This window comes from Acinetobacter sp. 1207_04 (assembly GCF_052850415.1).
Window position 1 is genome coordinate 30,374 of sequence record NZ_VXCQ01000002.1, and the last position, 16,772, is coordinate 47,145.

Consider the following 16,772-nt stretch of genomic DNA (forward strand, 5'->3'; position numbering starts at 1 on the left):
TGTTCCCATATTTTTGTGAAGTTCATAAATATGGATGAAGCATAGCGGTTGTCTTTATTCATAAAAAATAATAAAAAATGAATTTTATATGAATATTTATGCTAATTGGTGTCGTAATTTAGAGGTGGATTATGCTGAATACAGGAAGGTTTTGATCAAATGTTATATCTTAAAAATGCTCAATGGGTTGATTCAGTTTCAATTTTAGATCGAGCATTTCAGTATGGTGATGGTTGTTTTACCACCGCACGTTTTCATCAAGATATTTTTGAGCTTGAAACCGCTCATCGAAATCGTTTGGTTGATTCGGCACATCGCTTATTGCTTGATGTAGATTTCACGTTAATCGATATTAGTATTGCATTATTAAGACAGCATTTTGAGCAGTTGAATGGCACATTAAAAATTATGCTTTCACGTGGAGAGGGCAATCGTGGCTATGCATTGCCTGAGCATCCTGCTGATATCTATGTTTTGTTTTATCCGCAAGAGACATCTGATTTTAAGTTTGAGCAGATCAATAGCGGTGTATTAGAGCGGAAAATAGGCTTAAATATGCCTGAATTGGTCGGTATAAAGACATTAAACCGACTTGAGCAAGTTATGTTGAAGCAAGAAGCTGTACAGAAACAGTGGTTAGAGGCATTGGTTTGCGATTTAAATGGGCAGATTGTTGAAGGTATAAGCAGTAATTGTCTTCTACGCATAAACAATACATGGGTTACGCCTGAACTTCGTTATAATGGTGTGCATGGTGTGATGCGTGCAGAAATTTTGCAACGTATGCAACAACATAGTATTGCTTGTGAGCGACGTCAGGTGAATATTGATGAAATTCAAACTATACAAAGCTTATTTTTCTGTAATGCACTGAGTCCCATGAAAGTTGTAGAGACATTTGACTTAGATGCATTTCAACAACGCAGATTAGACCTTCAACCTTGTGTTGAGTTATTTGAAACTTTAAAATTGAATCAGTTTAAGCCTTATGTCTAAAACCCAGCCTAAATCTAATAAAAAAGCACAGCAACAGCTTGCTCTAAAGCGTAAAAAGATTTTAAAAGTGATTGCAATAGCCCTTATTGCAATTCTCGTTGTTATTGGTATTGTTTTGAAAATGAGCTTGTTTAAACCTTTTCCTGTAGCAGGAGAAAAACAAAAGCTTTCAGTGACTAATGGTGAAAATTATACTCGTTTTATTGATCAACAAGCACAAGATGGTAAGGTTAGCTTTCCACTTGTTCTAAAGTTATATCGTAAATTTTTCATACACGACACCATGAAAGCAGGTGTATATGAAGTAACTCAGGGCATGAGTTATCGTCAAGTTTTGGAAATGGTTTCTAATGCTGAAAATGCGCAAATGAATCGCATTTTGGTCATTGAAGGAACAACTGCTAAAGATTTAATCAAAGCACTCAAAAAAGACAGCTTGGTTGTGCATGAGGTGACAAACCTACCAACTCGTGAAATGTTGCAAGCGCTTAATATTCCTTTTGAGCATCCTGAAGGATTATTTGCCCCCGATACGTATTTTTTTGCAAAAGAAACTTCAGATAAACAAATTTTATTAGATTTGTATCAGCGTCAAATGAAAATTTTAGACGATGCTTGGGAAAAACGTGATCCAACTGTGCCGTATAAAACCAAATATGAGGCGTTGATTATGGCGTCAATTATCGAGAAAGAAACCAGTGTTGATCGTGAATTAGAACAAGTTTCAGGTGTTTTTGTGCGTCGTTTAAAATTGGGGATGCGTTTGCAAACAGATCCAACTGTAATTTATGGTATGGGTGATCAATATAAAGGTAATATTACCAAGCAAGATTTACGCACACCAACAGTATATAATACTTATACTATCAATGGCTTACCGCCAACACCAATTGCACTTCCAAGCAAAAAAGCCATTGAAGCTGCAATGCATCCTGATAATTCAGACAATATTTACTTTGTGGCAACAGGCAATGGTGGTCATAAATTTACCGCTAATTTGTCTGATCACAACCAAGCAGTGCAAGAATACCGCGCTGTTATGCAATCTAAAAATTAAGGAGCGGTGATGTTTATTAGTTTTGAAGGCACCGAAGGTGTAGGAAAAACCACACTGATCCAAAAATTGTATGATCATTTTCAGTTTGCAGGTAAAGATGTTGTTTTAACTCGTGAGCCAGGTGGAACACCGCTTGCAGAGCAAATTCGTTCTTTATTACTTTCAGTCAATCATGATGAAAAAATGAGTCATGATACTGAGTTGCTCTTGATGTATGCCGCACGTGCGCAGCATTTAGAACGTGTGATTTTACCTGCATTGGCAGAAGGTAAAATTGTTCTGTGTGACCGTTTTAGTGATTCAAGTTTTGCCTATCAATGTGCAGGGCGGGGGTTAAGTCGTGACAAGTTACAGTTACTAAATATTAACTTTGTCGCTAAAATGCCTGATATTACGTTTTGGTTAGATGCACCTATTGAACTTGGGATGACTCGTGCACGTGAGCGCGGTGCATTAGATCGTTTTGAGCAAGAAAAAGTCAGCTTCTTTGAAAAAGTTCGTACAGGTTTTGAGGAAATTCATCAAAATGAACCTGAGCGTATGAAACGCTTGGATGCGACTCAAGTGCCTGAACAGGTCTTTAAAGAGGCTTTGTCTTATCTAAATTAATATTTTGTTTACTTGATAAAATAGAACCATTGGGTTCATGTTTTTCAATGATAAAGTCTTTATATTTTGATGTACAAAAGAACATAAAGATGGAATTTCATGAAAAGTAATAAACAAGAAATTATTCAATTTTTACAGCAATACTTTCCACAAAGTTTGGAAAAGTGTGAAATCGAAGAAGTCACTGATTGCGGTGCAACCATGTTATGGCATGTTGGTGGCAATGATTTACGTCCAGGTGGCACGATTTCAGGACCAACTATGATGACACTTGCCGATTTTGCCATGTATGTTGCTATTTTAGGTGAAATTGGCATTATTGGTTTGGCTGTGACTACCAACATGAATATCAATTTTTTACGCAAGCCTTCAGGTGGTGTTGATTTGCGTGGGGTATGTAAATTGATGAAAGTAGGTAAAGTCTTAATTGTGGCTGAAGTTTGGATTTATTCTATAGATCAGGATGAACCTGTTGCGCATGTGACAGGAACCTATTCAATTCCACCGCAAAAATCTTAATTGATATCTTTGATATATAAAATTTGATGAATAAAAATGCCTGAATTAATCAGGCATTTTTTATGGTCTTAATCGACTGATTAAGCAATCGATGCGACTTGAGATACATCGACATTGACCAATGGTGTTTCAATGCCAAAATCAGGTGGCGTTAAAATGGTTTTTCTTAATTCATTGGACTGTTCAGGATAATCAAGCGTGTAATGCAAGCCACGAGATTCTTTGCGCTGCATCGCACAGCGTACAATCATTTCTGAAACCAAGACCAAATTACGCAGTTCAATTAAGTTTTTACTCACATGGTAATCTTGATAGTATTCGGTAATTTCACGCTTCAACATTTCAATGCGGTGCAAGGCACGTTGTAGACGTTTTGTAGTTCGTACAATACCGACATAGTTCCACATGGTCTGTCGTAATTCATCCCAGTTCTGTAAAATTACGACATCTTCATCGGCATTAGTCACTTGTGTCGCATCCCATTCAGGTACAGTCGGTGCTTTGAAATGCTGATTCGATTGCTCGGTCATATGTTTTGCTGCACTCATACCATAAACAAAGCACTCTAATAAAGAGTTACTCGCCATACGATTTGCACCGTGTAACCCTGTATAAGAGGTTTCACCAATCGCATATAGACCGGCAATATCAGTTTGACTGTGTTCATCAACCACAACACCGCCACAGGTATAGTGTGCAGCAGGTACAACAGGAATCATTTCTGTAGTGATATCAATGCCGAGTTCAAGCAGACGTGCATATAAAGTTGGAAAATGTTCTTTCACAAATTCAGGGGGCTGATGAGTAATGTCTAACCACACATGACGGATACCTAAACGTTTAATTTCATGGTCAATGGTACGAGCAACAATGTCACGAGGAGCAAGTTCAGCACGCTCATCAAAACGGAGCATAAAGCGTTCACCATCAGGCAAACGTAAATATGCACCTTCGCCACGCATGGCTTCAGTAATTAAAAAAGAACGAGCTTGAGGATGATACAAACAGGTGGGATGGAATTGGTTGAACTCCATATTGGCAACCCGACAACCTGCACGGTAAGCCATCGCAATCCCATCACCTGTGGCAATGTCGGGATTAGAGGTATATAAATAGGCTTTCATGGCACCACCACAAGCAAGGGCGGTAAAGGGTGCTAAAAATGTATGAACTTTTTCATTGGCTTCATCGAGTGCATAAAGTCCTACAGCACGATTTTCGACATCAAATTGTCCGAGTTTTTGTGTGGTAATGAGGTCAATAGCAATAAAATTTTCAAAGATACTAATGTTTTCTTTTTGTTGTGCACGTTCAACCAAAGTGGTCGAAATAGCTTTGCCTGTAGCATCTGCGGCATGAATAATTCGACGTTGTGAATGTCCACCCTCACGGGTTAAATGCAATTGAGCATCATGATCTAATGTAAATTGAACACCTTGTTCAAGCAGAAAATCTACAGAAGGACGACCCCCTTCAACGGTTTGGCGAACTGCATCTATTTCACACAAATGCGAACCTGCAATCATGGTGTCATCAATATGTTGCTGAATAGAATCAGTTTTATCTAAAACCGCAGCGACACCTCCTTGAGCAAAATAGGTGCTTGCATCGGTTAGGGTTGATTTAGCTAAAACTGCAATTTTAAAATGATCAGGTAGAGACAATGCTAGACTTAGCCCTGCGCCACCACTCCCCACAACGATGACATCAAATTGATGTGATGTTTCGAAATTAGACATGTCCATCAGCTAATTTAAAAAAGTCCGATCATCACACTCTTTTTTTGATCAAAATTCAATAGCTTTATGAGGCAAAAGCGTACTTTTGGCAGATTAATTTAATAAAATATTCATTTAGGCTTAATACTTACTTAAGTAAGCAATTGTTTTATAAAACATCGCAACATATTATTACGCAAAGATATAATTTTGTATGTTACAAACAGTTTTATTAAAAATATCACAGATGGGTTCAAATATTTATGAATAGTCGCCTAATACAAAACGGAATGTATGCCGCTGTTTTTACTGTTGCAGTAACCCAAGCACAGGCAGCCACCCCAGTTGATTTTTCTAATTTAGTTGAGCAAGTCAGTCCTGCTGTTGTGAGTGTCAATGTTGTAAAAAAAATGACTCAGGAAGAGCTTTTACAACAACAAGTGCCTGAGATTTTAAAACGCTTCTTTGGTAATCAGATCATTATTCCACAGCAACAAGCCCCACAAGAAAAAACAGCGTATGGTAGTGCATTTTTTATCAGTAAAGATGGTTATTTATTGACAAACCACCATGTGGTGGAGGATGCATCTAAAGTTACGATTATGTTGAATGATCGCCGTGAAATTGATGCTACTGTGGTCGGAAGTGATGCACGCACAGACGTTGCATTATTAAAAGTAGAGGGCAATAATTTTCCATCACTTGCAACAGGCAATGTTGATCAGCTTAAAGTTGGACAGCCTGTACTTGCGATTGGTTCGCCTTTTGGTTTTGATTATTCTGCATCGGCAGGGATTGTGAGTGCTAAATCTCGTAATATGATGGGTGAAACCTCAGTACCGTTTATTCAGACCGATGTAGCATTAAATCCAGGTAATTCAGGTGGGCCATTGTTTAATCAACAAGGTCAAGTGATTGGTGTGAACTCACGAATTTTTAGTGGGACAGGCGGTTACATGGGCTTGTCATTCTCTATCCCTATTGATGTGGCAATGGATGTTGCAGATCAGTTAAAGAAAAATGGTAAAGTAACACGTTCATATTTGGGTGTGATGTTACAAGATATTGACCGTAATTTGGCTGAAGCTTATAAATTACCAAAACCTGAAGGTTCATTGATTACACAGGTCGCTTCGGGTTCTCCAGCAGATAGAGCTGGTTTTAGATCGGGCGATGTGATTATGAAATATAATGGCTCACCAATTTCAAGAACCTCAGAATTACTCAATTATTTGAACCGAACTCAGCCAAATCAAAATATTCAGCTTGAAGTTTTACGTGATGATAAAGCGAAAGTCATTTCGGCAACATTAACTTCAGCGCCAGATGATACCCCAGCAAAAGCTGAGAATACCAATACGGCAAAACCGCAAAAAGGTCCTATATTGGGCGTGTCTATTCGTGCCTTATCGGATGTTGAAAAGAGCCGTTTAAATATCAAGGGTGGTGTGTTGATTCAAGATGTAGTGCGAGGCGGTTTGGCATATCAATCAAATATTCAAGCGGGTGATGTGATTACTCAAGTTAATAATATAAAAGTTGATAACCCTAATGATTTTGTTTCAGCAGTTTCAGAATTAAAGAAAAATACAGTGGCTCGTGTTGCTATTGTCCGTGAAGGTCAGCATGCAATATTGGGTTTACGCATTCAATAATTGTTAATTGTTTTGTCAAAATAAATGATTGTTGGTTGTTTTATGAAAAATGAATGAAGATTCAATCAACCACTTTTCGGAGTGGTTTTTTGTTGCCAAAGATTTCAACTTGGCGAGTACTTTGTTAAATTGCCGATAAAATACTTGAAAAATCACAGGATGGATACGTGAGCACCTCATATTTTGACCTAAATATTACAGTTAAACCTGAGCATATTGATGTGTTAGGGCATGTTAATAATGTAGTTTATGTGGCATGGATGCAAGATGTCGCAACAGCACATATTGAGGCATTAGGTGTTGGTCTTGAACAATATTTAGAGCTAAAGCATGCTATGGTTGCAGTAGAGCATCATGTTCAATATCGAAAAGCTGCAATGCTTGGTGATGATGTAATTCTACGGACATGGTTCTATGATATCAATGCTTTATATTCTTTTCGTCAGTATGCATTTTTCCGAGCAAGTGACAAAAGCGTACTTTTTACGGGCAATACCAAGTGGGCATGTATTGAAATTGCAACAGGGCGACCAAAACGGATGTCACCGACATTTATTCAGGCTTATCAACCGTTAAATTCTGAACTTGATCCGTATCATTTTTAGAAAAGCCATATATTAATTGTGTTGAGTCGTGATTTGTGAAGGTTACTGTATTGACGGTTGAAAACAGTACATTGAAATAATTATTTAACTGCTATGATTAATATGAATACTTTAAAAAAGTCATCTGTTATAATCTCACGCAATTTATTAATCGCTTTTGTTGTGTATTTTCTTTTTGTACGCAACGCAATTGAATGTTCAAGGTAGCCCATGGCGCAAGCTAAAAAATCTGTAGATATTAAAAATATCCGTAATTTCAGTATTATTGCTCATATTGACCACGGCAAGTCGACACTTGCTGATCGTTTTATTCAAACGTGTGGTGGTTTGCAAGATCGGGAAATGCAAGCGCAAGTTCTTGACTCTATGGATATTGAGCGTGAACGTGGGATTACCATTAAAGCGGCTTCAGTTACGCTGTATTATACGCATCCAAATGGTGAAGAGTATCAACTCAACTTTATTGATACCCCAGGACACGTTGACTTTTCCTATGAAGTATCTCGTTCGTTAGCGGCATGCGAAGGTGCGTTATTGGTTGTTGATGCTGCACAGGGTGTAGAAGCACAATCGGTAGCAAACTGTTATACAGCCATTGAGCAAGGTCTTGAAGTTCTACCTGTTTTGAACAAGATTGATTTACCTCAAGCAGAACCTGAGCGTGTTATTGAAGAAATTGAAAATATTATTGGTGTTGAAGCAACAGAAGCACCAACATGTTCTGCAAAAACTGGTTTAGGCGTTGAAGGCGTTTTAGAAACACTAGTCAATGTTATTCCACCACCAACAGGTGATCGTGATGCTGCATTACAAGCCCTAATTGTTGACTCATGGTTCGATAACTATCTTGGTGTGGTTTCTCTTGTTCGTGTGAAGCATGGTCGTATTCGCAAAGGCGATAAAATGCTTGTTAAATCAACAGGTCAAACGCACATTGTGACATCCGTGGGTATTTTTAACCCGAAACATACAGAAACAGGTATGTTGGAAGCGGGTGAAGTAGGCTTTGTGATTGCAGGTATTAAAGATATTTTTGGTGCGCCAGTGGGCGATACCATTACTTTATCGAATACTCCAGAAGTTGAAGTTTTACCAGGATTTAAAAAGGTTAAACCACAGGTTTATGCGGGTTTATTCCCTATTGACGCTAGTGATTTTGAACCGTTCCGTGAAGCTTTACATAAACTTCAAATTAACGATTCTGCACTTTTCTTTGAACCTGAAAGTTCAGATGCTTTAGGTTTTGGTTTCCGTTGTGGCTTCTTGGGTATGCTCCACATGGAAATCGTACAAGAGCGTTTAGAGCGTGAATACGATCTTGATTTGATTTCTTCTGCACCGACTGTAATTTATGAAGCATTGATGAAAAATGGCGAAACGATTTATATCGATAGTCCATCTAAAATGCCTGAAGGTTCTACAGTTGAAGATTTACGTGAGCCAATTGCTGAATGTAATATTCTTGTTCCGCAAGAGTATTTGGGTAATGTGATGACTTTATGTGTTGAACGTCGTGGCGTTCAGAAAGATATGAAGTTTGTCAGTAACCAAGTTGCAATCACGTTTGAAATACCAATGGCTGAAGTGGTGATGGATTTCTTTGATAAATTGAAATCTTGTTCACGTGGCTTTGCATCACTTGATTATAACTTTGTACGTTTCGAAAGTTCATCTTTGGTTAAAGTTGATGTGTTAATTAATGGTGATAAAGTCGACGCTTTAGCTATGATTTGTCACCGTAATGATGCACGTCATCGTGGTATTGCACTCGTTGAAAAGATGAAAGACTTGATTCCGCGTCAAATGTTTGATGTGGCGATTCAAGCTGCCATTGGTGCACAAATTATTGCGCGTTCTACTGTGAAAGCAATGCGTAAAAACGTATTGGCTAAATGTTATGGTGGTGACGTTTCTCGTAAGAAGAAACTTCTCTCTAAACAGAAAGAAGGTAAGAAACGTATGAAGCAAGTGGGTAGTGTTGAAATCCCACAAGAAGCGTTCCTTGCTGTGTTGAAAGTAGATAGATAAAATAAGAGAAAAAGGTCAGATAGCTCATGGATTTTGATTTTAATTTAATACTCGTTCCTGCAACGCTGTTGTTTTTTGGCATTTGGCTGCTCGATAAATTTGTTTTCAAGCAACGTGCAGAAAAGGGGCGTGGTAATGAAAATTTCATTATTTCATGGGCATATGATTTTTGGCCAGTTTTAGCAGTTGTATTGGTGTTGCGTTCATTTTTCTTTGAACCATTTAATATTCCATCGGACTCTATGGTACCTACCTTAGAAACTGGTGATTATATTTTGGTGAATAAATATCAGTATGGTGTACGTTTACCGATTACCAATACAAAAATTTTAGATATTGGCGAGCCGAAACGTGGTGATGTTGCGGTATTTCGTTATCCAGCAAATCCAAAAATTAGTTATATCAAACGTATTATTGGTTTACCTGGTGATAAAATAGAATCGGATCATGGTCAGTTATTCATTAATGGTCAGAAAGTGACACAAACGCCAACCCAGTTTAGTCGCCCGAAAGATATTTATGATACAGCACAGTCGATCTATTATTATGAAACGATGGGTGAGCATAAGCACTTGGTGCGTTTACTTGAAGGTCAAAATACGCTTGTTTCAGCATTTAATTATGCACAGAAAAAACAAGATTTACCTTATGTTGCCAAAGCTAATGATCGTTTTGTAAAATCTAATGGGGAAAATTGGGAAGTGATTGTACCAAAAGGACATTACTTTGCTATGGGTGATAACCGTGATCAAAGTGCTGATAGTCGTTTTTGGGGTTTTGTACCTGAAGAGAACTTAACAGGTCATGCGATTTATATTTGGATGCATAAGGAACCGGGTTTGAAAGTTCCTTCATTCAGTCGTAATGGTACAATTGACTAATTATATTGCAGCGAAAGACGGATAATAAAAATGCGCAAGACTCAACAAGGTGTATCCTATATCGGGATTTTATTAGGGGTGGTTGCTTTTGCTTTTATGGCAAAGATTGTAATCGCAGTATGGCCATCTTATTGGGATGATCGTGTGATTGATGGGCAGATTGCTGAGTTGGTTAAAAGTAGTCCAAATGATATTACACCATCTAATTTTATCAATCAGATGGATAAACGTTTAGTCATGAACAATATCCATGATATTCATTTCAAAGATATTGCGACTGTTTCAACAAAAAATGGTTTAGAAGTGATGAAAAAATATGAAGTGCGAAAAAAATTCATGCTGAATATTGATATCATCCTAACATTCGAGAAGAGTTTTGATCAAAGGTCAGTTCAAAGTAAGTGATCCACGCTTACTCAGCCGTATCGGTTATCAGTTTAAAAACATTGAATTACTTCAATTAGCACTGACACACCGATCGGTCAGTCATAAAACCAATTATGAACGCTTAGAGTTTTTGGGTGATGCATTGTTGGGTATGATCATTGCAAATTATCTATATCATGCTTACCCAAACGAAAATGAAGGTCGCTTGACACGCATGCGAGCGACTTTGGTTCGTCAGGAAGCATTAGGGAAAATTGCACATGATCTTAAACTTAGTCATAGTTTGATTTTAAGTACGGGGGAGTTGAAATCAGGTGGTCATCACCGAGAATCAATTTTAGCCGATACAGTAGAATCAATTATTGGGGCAATTTATACCGATTGTCAGGATTTGCCTCAACTACAGAATATTGTTTTAAAATGGTATGAACCTTATTTAGAACATATTGAGCCAACAGATCAGTTGAAAGATCCTAAATCACGCTTACAAGAGTATTTACAAGCACGTAAAAAACCTCTCCCGGTTTACGAGGTTGTAGATATTCAGGGCGATGCACCTAATCAACATTTCAAAGTGGAATGTGAAGTGGCAGGTTTACCTGTCATGATGGGCGAAGGCTTAAGTCGCCGCTTTGCTGAACAGGCAGTGGCGGCAGAATTTTTAAAATTACTGGAGCAGTAATCTACATGAATACACATTCCGATCACATCGATGCTGATCACGAGTCGCAAGACAGCGGCAATGATTTAATTAATCAATTCTTTAGCGAGCAAGGCACAGAAATTCCTGCGGACTATAAAAGTGGTTTTGTTGCCATTGTTGGGCGACCAAACGTGGGTAAATCGACATTAATGAACCATATTTTAGGTCAAAAATTATCGATTACCTCACGTAAGCCACAAACGACTCGTCATAAAATTGTTGGTATTGATAGTCGTGAAAAATCTCAAGCTGTTTTTGTCGATACACCAGGTATGCACAAAAAAGAAGTGCGTGCTATCAATAAAATGATGAATAAAGCAGCTTCTTCTGCATTGCGTGATGTAAATCTTGTGTTGTTTGTACTCGATGCGGACAAGTGGACACAAAATGATGAATTGGTTTTAGAGAAACTGAAGAATGCGGAAATGCCTGTGATTCTAGTGATCAATAAAATTGATACGCTTGAAAATAAAAATCATGCATTACCGCTGATTCAAGAACGTGCAAAATTGATGAATTTTGCTGAAATTGTTCCAGTATCTGCGCTTCGTGGTGCAAATCTGGATCATTTACGTAATACAATTGAGAAATATTTGCCGTTTCAACCACCACTGTATTCACTTGAACAAATTACAGATCGTTCTGAGCGTTTCTTAGCATCAGAAGTGATTCGTGAAAAAATCATGCGTCAGTTGGGTGAAGAGTTACCTTACGATTTGACAGTACAGATTGAATCATTTAAGACAGAAGATGCGACTGTTAATGAAAAAACAGGTCGTCCAAAGCCTGCTTGTACTTATATTGATGCCACTATTTTTGTAGATCGTTCAGGTCAGAAAGCAATCGTGATTGGTGAAAAAGGTGCTAAGCTGAAAAAAATTGGTATGGATGCACGTGTCGACATGGAGAAAATGTTCGAACAAAAAATCATGCTAACGCTTTGGGTTAAAGTTAAAGGCGGTTGGTCTGATGATGAGCGTGCACTGAAAAGTTTGGGTTATAGCGATATTTAATCGTTAAGTCCTTCATTCGAGCGATAAATAAGGAACTGTGATGATTCGTATTTTTACTGTGTTGACATGTGTATTCATGTTGCAAGGATGTATTCACAAACTTGTTACAGTTCCTGTTAAAGCTGCGTATGGTGTGACTAAAGGTGTCGTTAAAGGTACGGCTGCTGTCGTTGGCGCAGTCATTCCTGATGGCGATGATGAAGATGAAAAGAAGAAAGATAAAGACGATTAATATCCAATAAAGTGATCGTTGAATGCGTAATGAAGTTCTACATGGTTATTTGATTCATCACCGTAAATACCGTGAGCGTAGCCATATTGTTCATCTATTTACGCAGGAGCATGGGCGTGTCGATGGTATTTTGCGGCAAACACCTCCACCACAATATCAACCGATTACCGTGCAAGCCTCAGGTAAATCTGAACTCAAAAATTTCTCTAAACTGGAAATACTTAATCAGCCTATATTTTTTCATGGTGATGCCTTTTTTTCAGGTTTTTATTTGAATGAAATTATTTTGCGACTTTGTCCTTTAGAAGAGGCAATGGTAGAAACTTTTGCACAATATCATCAAACTTTAAATCAACTACAAAATATGGCAACACAGGCTGATCAAAATGCTTTTCTCAGGCAAATTTTACGTCAGTTTGAGTATGCCTTAATTGAAGAGTTGGGCTATCCGCTCGATTACAGTCAAGATTCAATGCAGAATCAAATATTAAGCAATCAGCGTTATCAGTTTCAATTGACCGATGGCTTTATTCCTGTTTCACATACCGCTTCTACTGTGCTGACAGGGGAGCAGATTCTGTGTATGCAGTATTATGAAAAAGGTATGGATTTCAACTTAGAACAGTTACAATTACTGACGAAGCTTTATCGGCAAATGATTAGTGCTTTATTGGGCGATCGTCCATTGAAAAGCCGTCAATTGTGGATTCAAAACGCACAATCAAAAATTGCAAATCGATAACGTTTTATCGATCAAACTTATTAGGAAAATGTTATGGCTGCATTGCTTGGTGTGAACATTGATCATGTTGCAACGCTTAGACAGGCACGTGGTACGACTTATCCTGATCCTGTAAAAGCGGCATTAGTTTGTGAGCAAGCAGGGGCAGAGGGGATTACACTGCATTTACGTGAAGATCGTCGTCATATCCAAGATGATGATGTGCGCCGTATGCGTCCTTTACTGAAAACTCATATGAACCTTGAGTTGGCTGTGACCGATGAAATGGTTGCCTTTGCAAAAGAAATTCAGCCACAGCATGTTTGTTTTGTACCTGAAAAACGTCAAGAAATCACAACAGAAGGTGGTTTAGATGTGGTTGGACACTTTGATGATGTTAAAGCTGCAACACAGGCACTGTCAGTAATCGGTTGTGATGTTTCTTTATTTATTGATGCTGATTTTGCACAAATTGATGCAGCAGTGGCATGTGGTGCACCGACCATTGAGTTGCACACAGGTGCTTATGCAGATGCTGAGTCAGAAGAAGCACAGCACGCTGAATTACAGCGTATTGTTCAGGGTGCTGAATATGCAGCATCGAAAGGTTTAGTCGTGAATGCAGGTCATGGTTTGAACTTACAAAATGTTGCACCTATTGCAGCAATTCCACAAATTCACGAGTTAAATATTGGTCATTCGATTATTGCTGAAAGTGTGTTTGTTGGGCTTGAGCAAGCTGTACAAGATATGAAGAAAGCGATTCGAGCAGCACGTTAATTCGTGCTTTTGAGTCGAATGTAAAACGGATAGAAAAATCAAGCATGTCAAATTTAAATTATGATGAACTGATGCAACCTGTTATCGCTTTTTTGGGTTGTGAAACACCAAAAGCATGGTTGGATGAGGCATTAAACAATCTTCCATTACTCATGCAAGATCATGCCAATTGTGAAAAAAAAGCCGCAGGAACAGCAATGAATTTGATGTTCCGATACAGTTTTTTCACTGATTTACAGGTCAAGCTTGCGCAGTTGGTACGTGAGGAAATGTTGCACTATGAACAAGTACTTGAGTTTATGACCAAACGTGGTCAGAAATGGGAAGGTTTGAGTGCAGGGCGTTATGCGGGTGGTCTCCGTAAAGAAATTCGCACTTATGAGCCTGAAGCACTGATTGATGTTATGGTGATTGGTGCATTTGTGGAGGCGCGTTCATGTGAGCGTTTTTATGCGCTTGCACCGCTTGTTGATGATGAGTTGGGTAAATACTATCGTTATTTACTTAAGTCGGAATCACGTCATTATGAGGATTACTTGGCGCTTGCTCTCGATGTTGCTAAATCAGCGAAATTGAAAGATCCTGAAGAGGATATCCAAAAACGCATTGAGTATATTCGTGAAGTGGAAAAAAATCTGATTTTAGAACCTGATGCGCTATTTCGTTTTCATAGCGGTGTACCTGTATCGGCTTAATCAAACCTCCTACGGGAGGTTTGTTTATGATTGAATATTTTTTATATCATCGGATTGATTTGATTTCTTATTCAAATAAAGTTTGGAAATAGTGGGCAGAAAAAAGCCCACTTCAGATGAGTGGGCTTTTTAGTATTTGGCTCTCCAACCTGGGCTCGAACCAGGGACCTGCGGATTAACAGTCCGTCGCTCTACCGACTGAGCTATTGGAGAATCTGAGTGCGATTATAAGGGGATTTTAAATTGGGTCAAGTTAAAATTGTCATAACAACTTCATTTTTTTATCGTATGGTTTTTATTTAATCGAAAAAATGAGAAATCGTAAAAAAATGAATTTCTGCCTTGCATCCTTAGTTTTAGCTTGCTAGATTTAATGCATAACTTAATGTTTAAGTACAAACTTAAACTGTGTGGATTTCAACCAACTTGCCAGCACTAAAATGGCTAAACAGGAGACAGCGAATGAATACGCTTAGCATTTCAGATATTTTCCAAAACCTTGATTATTACAAGACACATTATCTTTCTATCTTATCTCACCCTGACCAATATTTTACACCTGTTGAAAATGCTTATATTCGTGTGTGGCCTTTGGGGCATATTGATTTATTTTTAGGTGATTTATTACATCTTTGGTTTAGTGAAAAATGGTTAATCAATGATTCATGCTTACGTTTAGGTGAGCATAAAGATGATGGTCGTAAAACATCATTTCAACGTGAAAATGATTTATATCTATACCAATTGGCAGGCAGTGCATTGTCAGGGAGTAATCGTTCTCAGGTATGGTCACAGTCTGAAAATAAAGCAGTACATGTTAGTTTAAATAGGGTATTTCAATATTATGCGAACTATAAAGGTACTTCAGCACACAAGTTGGATCGTAAGCAATTACTAACTGCTTTAAAGTCAGCAGTTTAATGTACTCAAAATACTTGATTCAAATAGTTTCTGTGTTTATTTTTAAGTGCAATCGAGTGATTGCACTTTTAAAGTAATCGATGCGTATATATTTAAAACTATTTATTTGGATGAATAATCATGCATGTTGCCGTTGCATGGGCATAGAGTTTTCCATCCTCATCGACAATTTTTCCTTCAGAAATACCTAGGTTTTTACTCATATTGATGGTTGTACCAATTGCAGTCAGTTCTTTATCTTTGGGAATAGGACGGCACATTTTAATATTCAAATCAATTGTACCGTAGCCTATACCTGCATCGAGTAGGGTGTGAATCGCACAACCCGTTACAGAATCAAGCACCGTTGCTGCAAAACCACCATGTACGCCCCCTAAAGGATTGAGGTGTTGATTGCCTGCTTTAACCATGAAAATAGCCGTGCCTGCTGAAAACTCTTTCATTTCCATTGGAATGGTTTCACTGATGCTTGCACGTGGAATATGACCTGCAGCCATGGCTTGTAAAAATTCAATACCTGTCATTTCTTTTGGGTGCTTCATTTTAAGATCCTTTATCTGGTTTGTTATGTTTTTATAGTTCCAAAAAGGAACTTATAAGTCAAAGAAATAGTGTGAACCAATGAGGTTGAAAATTAAATAGCAGGGTAATATTATTATTTTTGTTCTTTTAGTGGTCAGATTCGTAAAATTTATCGAGGCTATCTGCGCTGTGGAGAATATTTAAGGCAATATTTTCACCTGTCGCCCATGATGCAGACATGAGATTGAGATTGACATCAATAATATCAGTTTCTTTACACAATATACGACTGCTAGAAATAATAATAAAACGAGGAGAGTGTTGCTTTAGGCATTGAGCGATGTATTGAGGGAGGTTTTGTTGTTGGAATACATCAATAATTTTGTAGCGCATATTTCTCCAAACAGTATATTTAATTTGTTGTATTTGCATATTTAAAAATATTTTTATTAAATATTCAAACAAAAAAATGTTTTTTTAATTTTTTGTATAATTTTCAACTTTTAATTTATACATAAAATATAAGCGTAGTTAAGTGAATGGTTTGTCATCATACAGAATTAAAATTAGAGTTTTAACTGCGTGTGATGAATTAAAGCGTTGTATTGTTGTGACCTATAACATTATTACTAGATTCATTACTTTGGGCGCGCTTTATATTTATCTAGATGTTTTTGATAAACGTATTTTGAAATTTAAAAACCTCGCCATTTTTTCAAAAAACGAGGTT

At 37.7% G+C, this 16,772-nt stretch carries 19 protein-coding genes and 1 tRNA gene; 16 read left to right on the plus strand and 4 right to left on the minus strand.

Annotated features, from left to right (window positions below):
• Window positions 1-159: 159 nt before the first annotated feature.
• The 4 genes from pabC to FW754_RS02060 all read left to right on the plus strand — a co-directional run bounded on the left by pabC (window position 160) and on the right by FW754_RS02060 (window position 3,181).
• On the plus strand, window positions 160-996 hold the full coding sequence (gene pabC, locus FW754_RS02045; protein WP_446323712.1) for an aminodeoxychorismate lyase: 837 nt from the start codon (window positions 160-162) through the stop codon (window positions 994-996).
• On the plus strand, window positions 989-2,053 hold the full coding sequence (mltG, locus tag FW754_RS02050; RefSeq protein ID WP_409511885.1) for an endolytic transglycosylase MltG: 1,065 nt from the start codon (window positions 989-991) through the stop codon (window positions 2,051-2,053). Before pabC ends, mltG begins: the two co-directional genes overlap by 8 nt.
• A 9-nt stretch (window positions 2,054-2,062) precedes the next feature.
• Entirely contained in the window at window positions 2,063-2,662 is a 600-nt protein-coding gene (gene tmk, locus FW754_RS02055) for a dTMP kinase (RefSeq protein WP_446323713.1), read from the plus strand.
• A gap of 99 nt (window positions 2,663-2,761) precedes the next feature.
• Window positions 2,762-3,181 (plus strand): PaaI family thioesterase, encoded by a 420-nt coding sequence (locus FW754_RS02060; RefSeq protein WP_409511887.1) that lies wholly within the window; start codon window positions 2,762-2,764, stop codon window positions 3,179-3,181.
• A gap of 80 nt (window positions 3,182-3,261) precedes the next feature.
• Here the strand turns inward: FW754_RS02060 and nadB are convergent, their stop codons facing one another.
• Window positions 3,262-4,926, minus strand: a complete 1,665-nt coding sequence (nadB, locus tag FW754_RS02065) for an L-aspartate oxidase (RefSeq protein WP_446323714.1) — start codon at window positions 4,924-4,926, stop codon at window positions 3,262-3,264.
• A gap of 236 nt (window positions 4,927-5,162) precedes the next feature.
• Between nadB and FW754_RS02070 the strand changes: the two genes are divergently transcribed.
• The 11 genes from FW754_RS02070 (at window position 5,163) to miaE (ending at window position 14,599) form a co-directional block, all read left to right on the plus strand.
• Window positions 5,163-6,554: a Do family serine endopeptidase gene (locus FW754_RS02070; protein ID WP_409511889.1), complete on the plus strand. Its 1,392-nt coding sequence runs from the start codon at window positions 5,163-5,165 to the stop codon at window positions 6,552-6,554.
• Between the two features lie 167 nt (window positions 6,555-6,721).
• Window positions 6,722-7,159, plus strand: a complete 438-nt coding sequence (locus FW754_RS02075; protein WP_446323715.1) for an acyl-CoA thioesterase — start codon at window positions 6,722-6,724, stop codon at window positions 7,157-7,159.
• Window positions 7,160-7,369: 210 nt separating this feature from the next.
• A complete protein-coding gene (gene lepA, locus FW754_RS02080) occupies window positions 7,370-9,187 on the plus strand; it encodes a translation elongation factor 4 (protein ID WP_419345914.1) in 1,818 nt (605 codons plus the stop codon).
• 26 nt (window positions 9,188-9,213) lie between these two features.
• On the plus strand, window positions 9,214-10,068 hold the full coding sequence (gene lepB, locus FW754_RS02085; protein ID WP_409511892.1) for a signal peptidase I: 855 nt from the start codon (window positions 9,214-9,216) through the stop codon (window positions 10,066-10,068).
• Between the two features lie 30 nt (window positions 10,069-10,098).
• The gene (locus tag FW754_RS02090) at window positions 10,099-10,473 is read left to right on the plus strand and encodes a DUF4845 domain-containing protein (RefSeq protein ID WP_409511893.1); all 375 of its coding nucleotides are present in this window, start codon (window positions 10,099-10,101) and stop codon (window positions 10,471-10,473) included.
• On the plus strand, window positions 10,445-11,137 hold the full coding sequence (gene rnc, locus FW754_RS02095; protein WP_409511894.1) for a ribonuclease III: 693 nt from the start codon (window positions 10,445-10,447) through the stop codon (window positions 11,135-11,137). The genes FW754_RS02090 and rnc overlap by 29 nt, the downstream gene beginning before the upstream one ends.
• A gap of 5 nt (window positions 11,138-11,142) precedes the next feature.
• Entirely contained in the window at window positions 11,143-12,171 is a 1,029-nt protein-coding gene (gene era / locus FW754_RS02100; RefSeq protein WP_446323716.1) for a GTPase Era, read from the plus strand.
• A 40-nt stretch (window positions 12,172-12,211) separates the two neighbouring features.
• Window positions 12,212-12,403: an NF038104 family lipoprotein gene (locus FW754_RS02105; RefSeq protein ID WP_409511896.1), complete on the plus strand. Its 192-nt coding sequence runs from the start codon at window positions 12,212-12,214 to the stop codon at window positions 12,401-12,403.
• 22 nt (window positions 12,404-12,425) lie between these two features.
• On the plus strand, window positions 12,426-13,145 hold the full coding sequence (gene recO / locus FW754_RS02110; RefSeq protein WP_409511897.1) for a DNA repair protein RecO: 720 nt from the start codon (window positions 12,426-12,428) through the stop codon (window positions 13,143-13,145).
• Between the two features lie 33 nt (window positions 13,146-13,178).
• Complete coding sequence (gene pdxJ, locus FW754_RS02115; protein ID WP_446323717.1) at window positions 13,179-13,904, plus strand: pyridoxine 5'-phosphate synthase; 726 nt, start codon at window positions 13,179-13,181, stop codon at window positions 13,902-13,904.
• Window positions 13,905-13,948: 44 nt separating this feature from the next.
• Complete coding sequence (gene miaE / locus FW754_RS02120) at window positions 13,949-14,599, plus strand: tRNA isopentenyl-2-thiomethyl-A-37 hydroxylase MiaE (RefSeq protein ID WP_446323718.1); 651 nt, start codon at window positions 13,949-13,951, stop codon at window positions 14,597-14,599.
• 137 nt (window positions 14,600-14,736) lie between these two features.
• On the opposite strand, the gene FW754_RS02125 is transcribed toward miaE, so the two are convergent.
• A tRNA-Asn gene (locus tag FW754_RS02125) sits at window positions 14,737-14,812 on the minus strand.
• A 249-nt stretch (window positions 14,813-15,061) separates the two neighbouring features.
• On the opposite strand from FW754_RS02125, the gene FW754_RS02130 reads away from it, so the two are divergent.
• Complete coding sequence (locus tag FW754_RS02130) at window positions 15,062-15,520, plus strand: hypothetical protein (RefSeq protein ID WP_446323719.1); 459 nt, start codon at window positions 15,062-15,064, stop codon at window positions 15,518-15,520.
• 98 nt (window positions 15,521-15,618) lie between these two features.
• Here the strand turns inward: FW754_RS02130 and FW754_RS02135 are convergent, their stop codons facing one another.
• Both FW754_RS02135 and FW754_RS02140 read right to left on the minus strand, forming a co-directional pair.
• Complete coding sequence (locus tag FW754_RS02135; protein WP_409511901.1) at window positions 15,619-16,062, minus strand: PaaI family thioesterase; 444 nt, start codon at window positions 16,060-16,062, stop codon at window positions 15,619-15,621.
• 127 nt (window positions 16,063-16,189) lie between these two features.
• Window positions 16,190-16,435, minus strand: a complete 246-nt coding sequence (locus FW754_RS02140; RefSeq protein WP_446323720.1) for a hypothetical protein — start codon at window positions 16,433-16,435, stop codon at window positions 16,190-16,192.
• Window positions 16,436-16,772 lie beyond the last annotated feature (337 nt).

What these genes read in the sequence shown, in the direction of transcription:
- FW754_RS02070 (WP_409511889.1), top strand. Translation starts at nt 5,163, where the DNA reads ATGAATAGTCGCCTAATACAAAACGGAATGTATGCCGCTGTTTTTACT.
- lepA (WP_419345914.1), top strand. Translation starts at nt 7,370, where the DNA reads ATGGCGCAAGCTAAAAAATCTGTAGATATTAAAAATATCCGTAATTTC.
- era (WP_446323716.1), top strand. Translation starts at nt 11,143, where the DNA reads ATGAATACACATTCCGATCACATCGATGCTGATCACGAGTCGCAAGAC.
- FW754_RS02140 (WP_446323720.1), bottom strand. Translation starts at nt 16,435, where the DNA reads ATGCGCTACAAAATTATTGATGTATTCCAACAACAAAACCTCCCTCAA.
- FW754_RS02060 (WP_409511887.1), top strand. Translation starts at nt 2,762, where the DNA reads ATGAAAAGTAATAAACAAGAAATTATTCAATTTTTACAGCAATACTTT.
- miaE (WP_446323718.1), top strand. Translation starts at nt 13,949, where the DNA reads ATGTCAAATTTAAATTATGATGAACTGATGCAACCTGTTATCGCTTTT.
- pabC (WP_446323712.1), top strand. Translation starts at nt 160, where the DNA reads ATGTTATATCTTAAAAATGCTCAATGGGTTGATTCAGTTTCAATTTTA.
- recO (WP_409511897.1), top strand. Translation starts at nt 12,426, where the DNA reads ATGCGTAATGAAGTTCTACATGGTTATTTGATTCATCACCGTAAATAC.
- nadB (WP_446323714.1), bottom strand. Translation starts at nt 4,926, where the DNA reads ATGGACATGTCTAATTTCGAAACATCACATCAATTTGATGTCATCGTT.
- FW754_RS02090 (WP_409511893.1), top strand. Translation starts at nt 10,099, where the DNA reads ATGCGCAAGACTCAACAAGGTGTATCCTATATCGGGATTTTATTAGGG.
- lepB (WP_409511892.1), top strand. Translation starts at nt 9,214, where the DNA reads ATGGATTTTGATTTTAATTTAATACTCGTTCCTGCAACGCTGTTGTTT.
- mltG (WP_409511885.1), top strand. Translation starts at nt 989, where the DNA reads ATGTCTAAAACCCAGCCTAAATCTAATAAAAAAGCACAGCAACAGCTT.
- tmk (WP_446323713.1), top strand. Translation starts at nt 2,063, where the DNA reads ATGTTTATTAGTTTTGAAGGCACCGAAGGTGTAGGAAAAACCACACTG.
- FW754_RS02130 (WP_446323719.1), top strand. Translation starts at nt 15,062, where the DNA reads ATGAATACGCTTAGCATTTCAGATATTTTCCAAAACCTTGATTATTAC.
- FW754_RS02135 (WP_409511901.1), bottom strand. Translation starts at nt 16,062, where the DNA reads ATGAAGCACCCAAAAGAAATGACAGGTATTGAATTTTTACAAGCCATG.
- FW754_RS02105 (WP_409511896.1), top strand. Translation starts at nt 12,212, where the DNA reads ATGATTCGTATTTTTACTGTGTTGACATGTGTATTCATGTTGCAAGGA.
- pdxJ (WP_446323717.1), top strand. Translation starts at nt 13,179, where the DNA reads ATGGCTGCATTGCTTGGTGTGAACATTGATCATGTTGCAACGCTTAGA.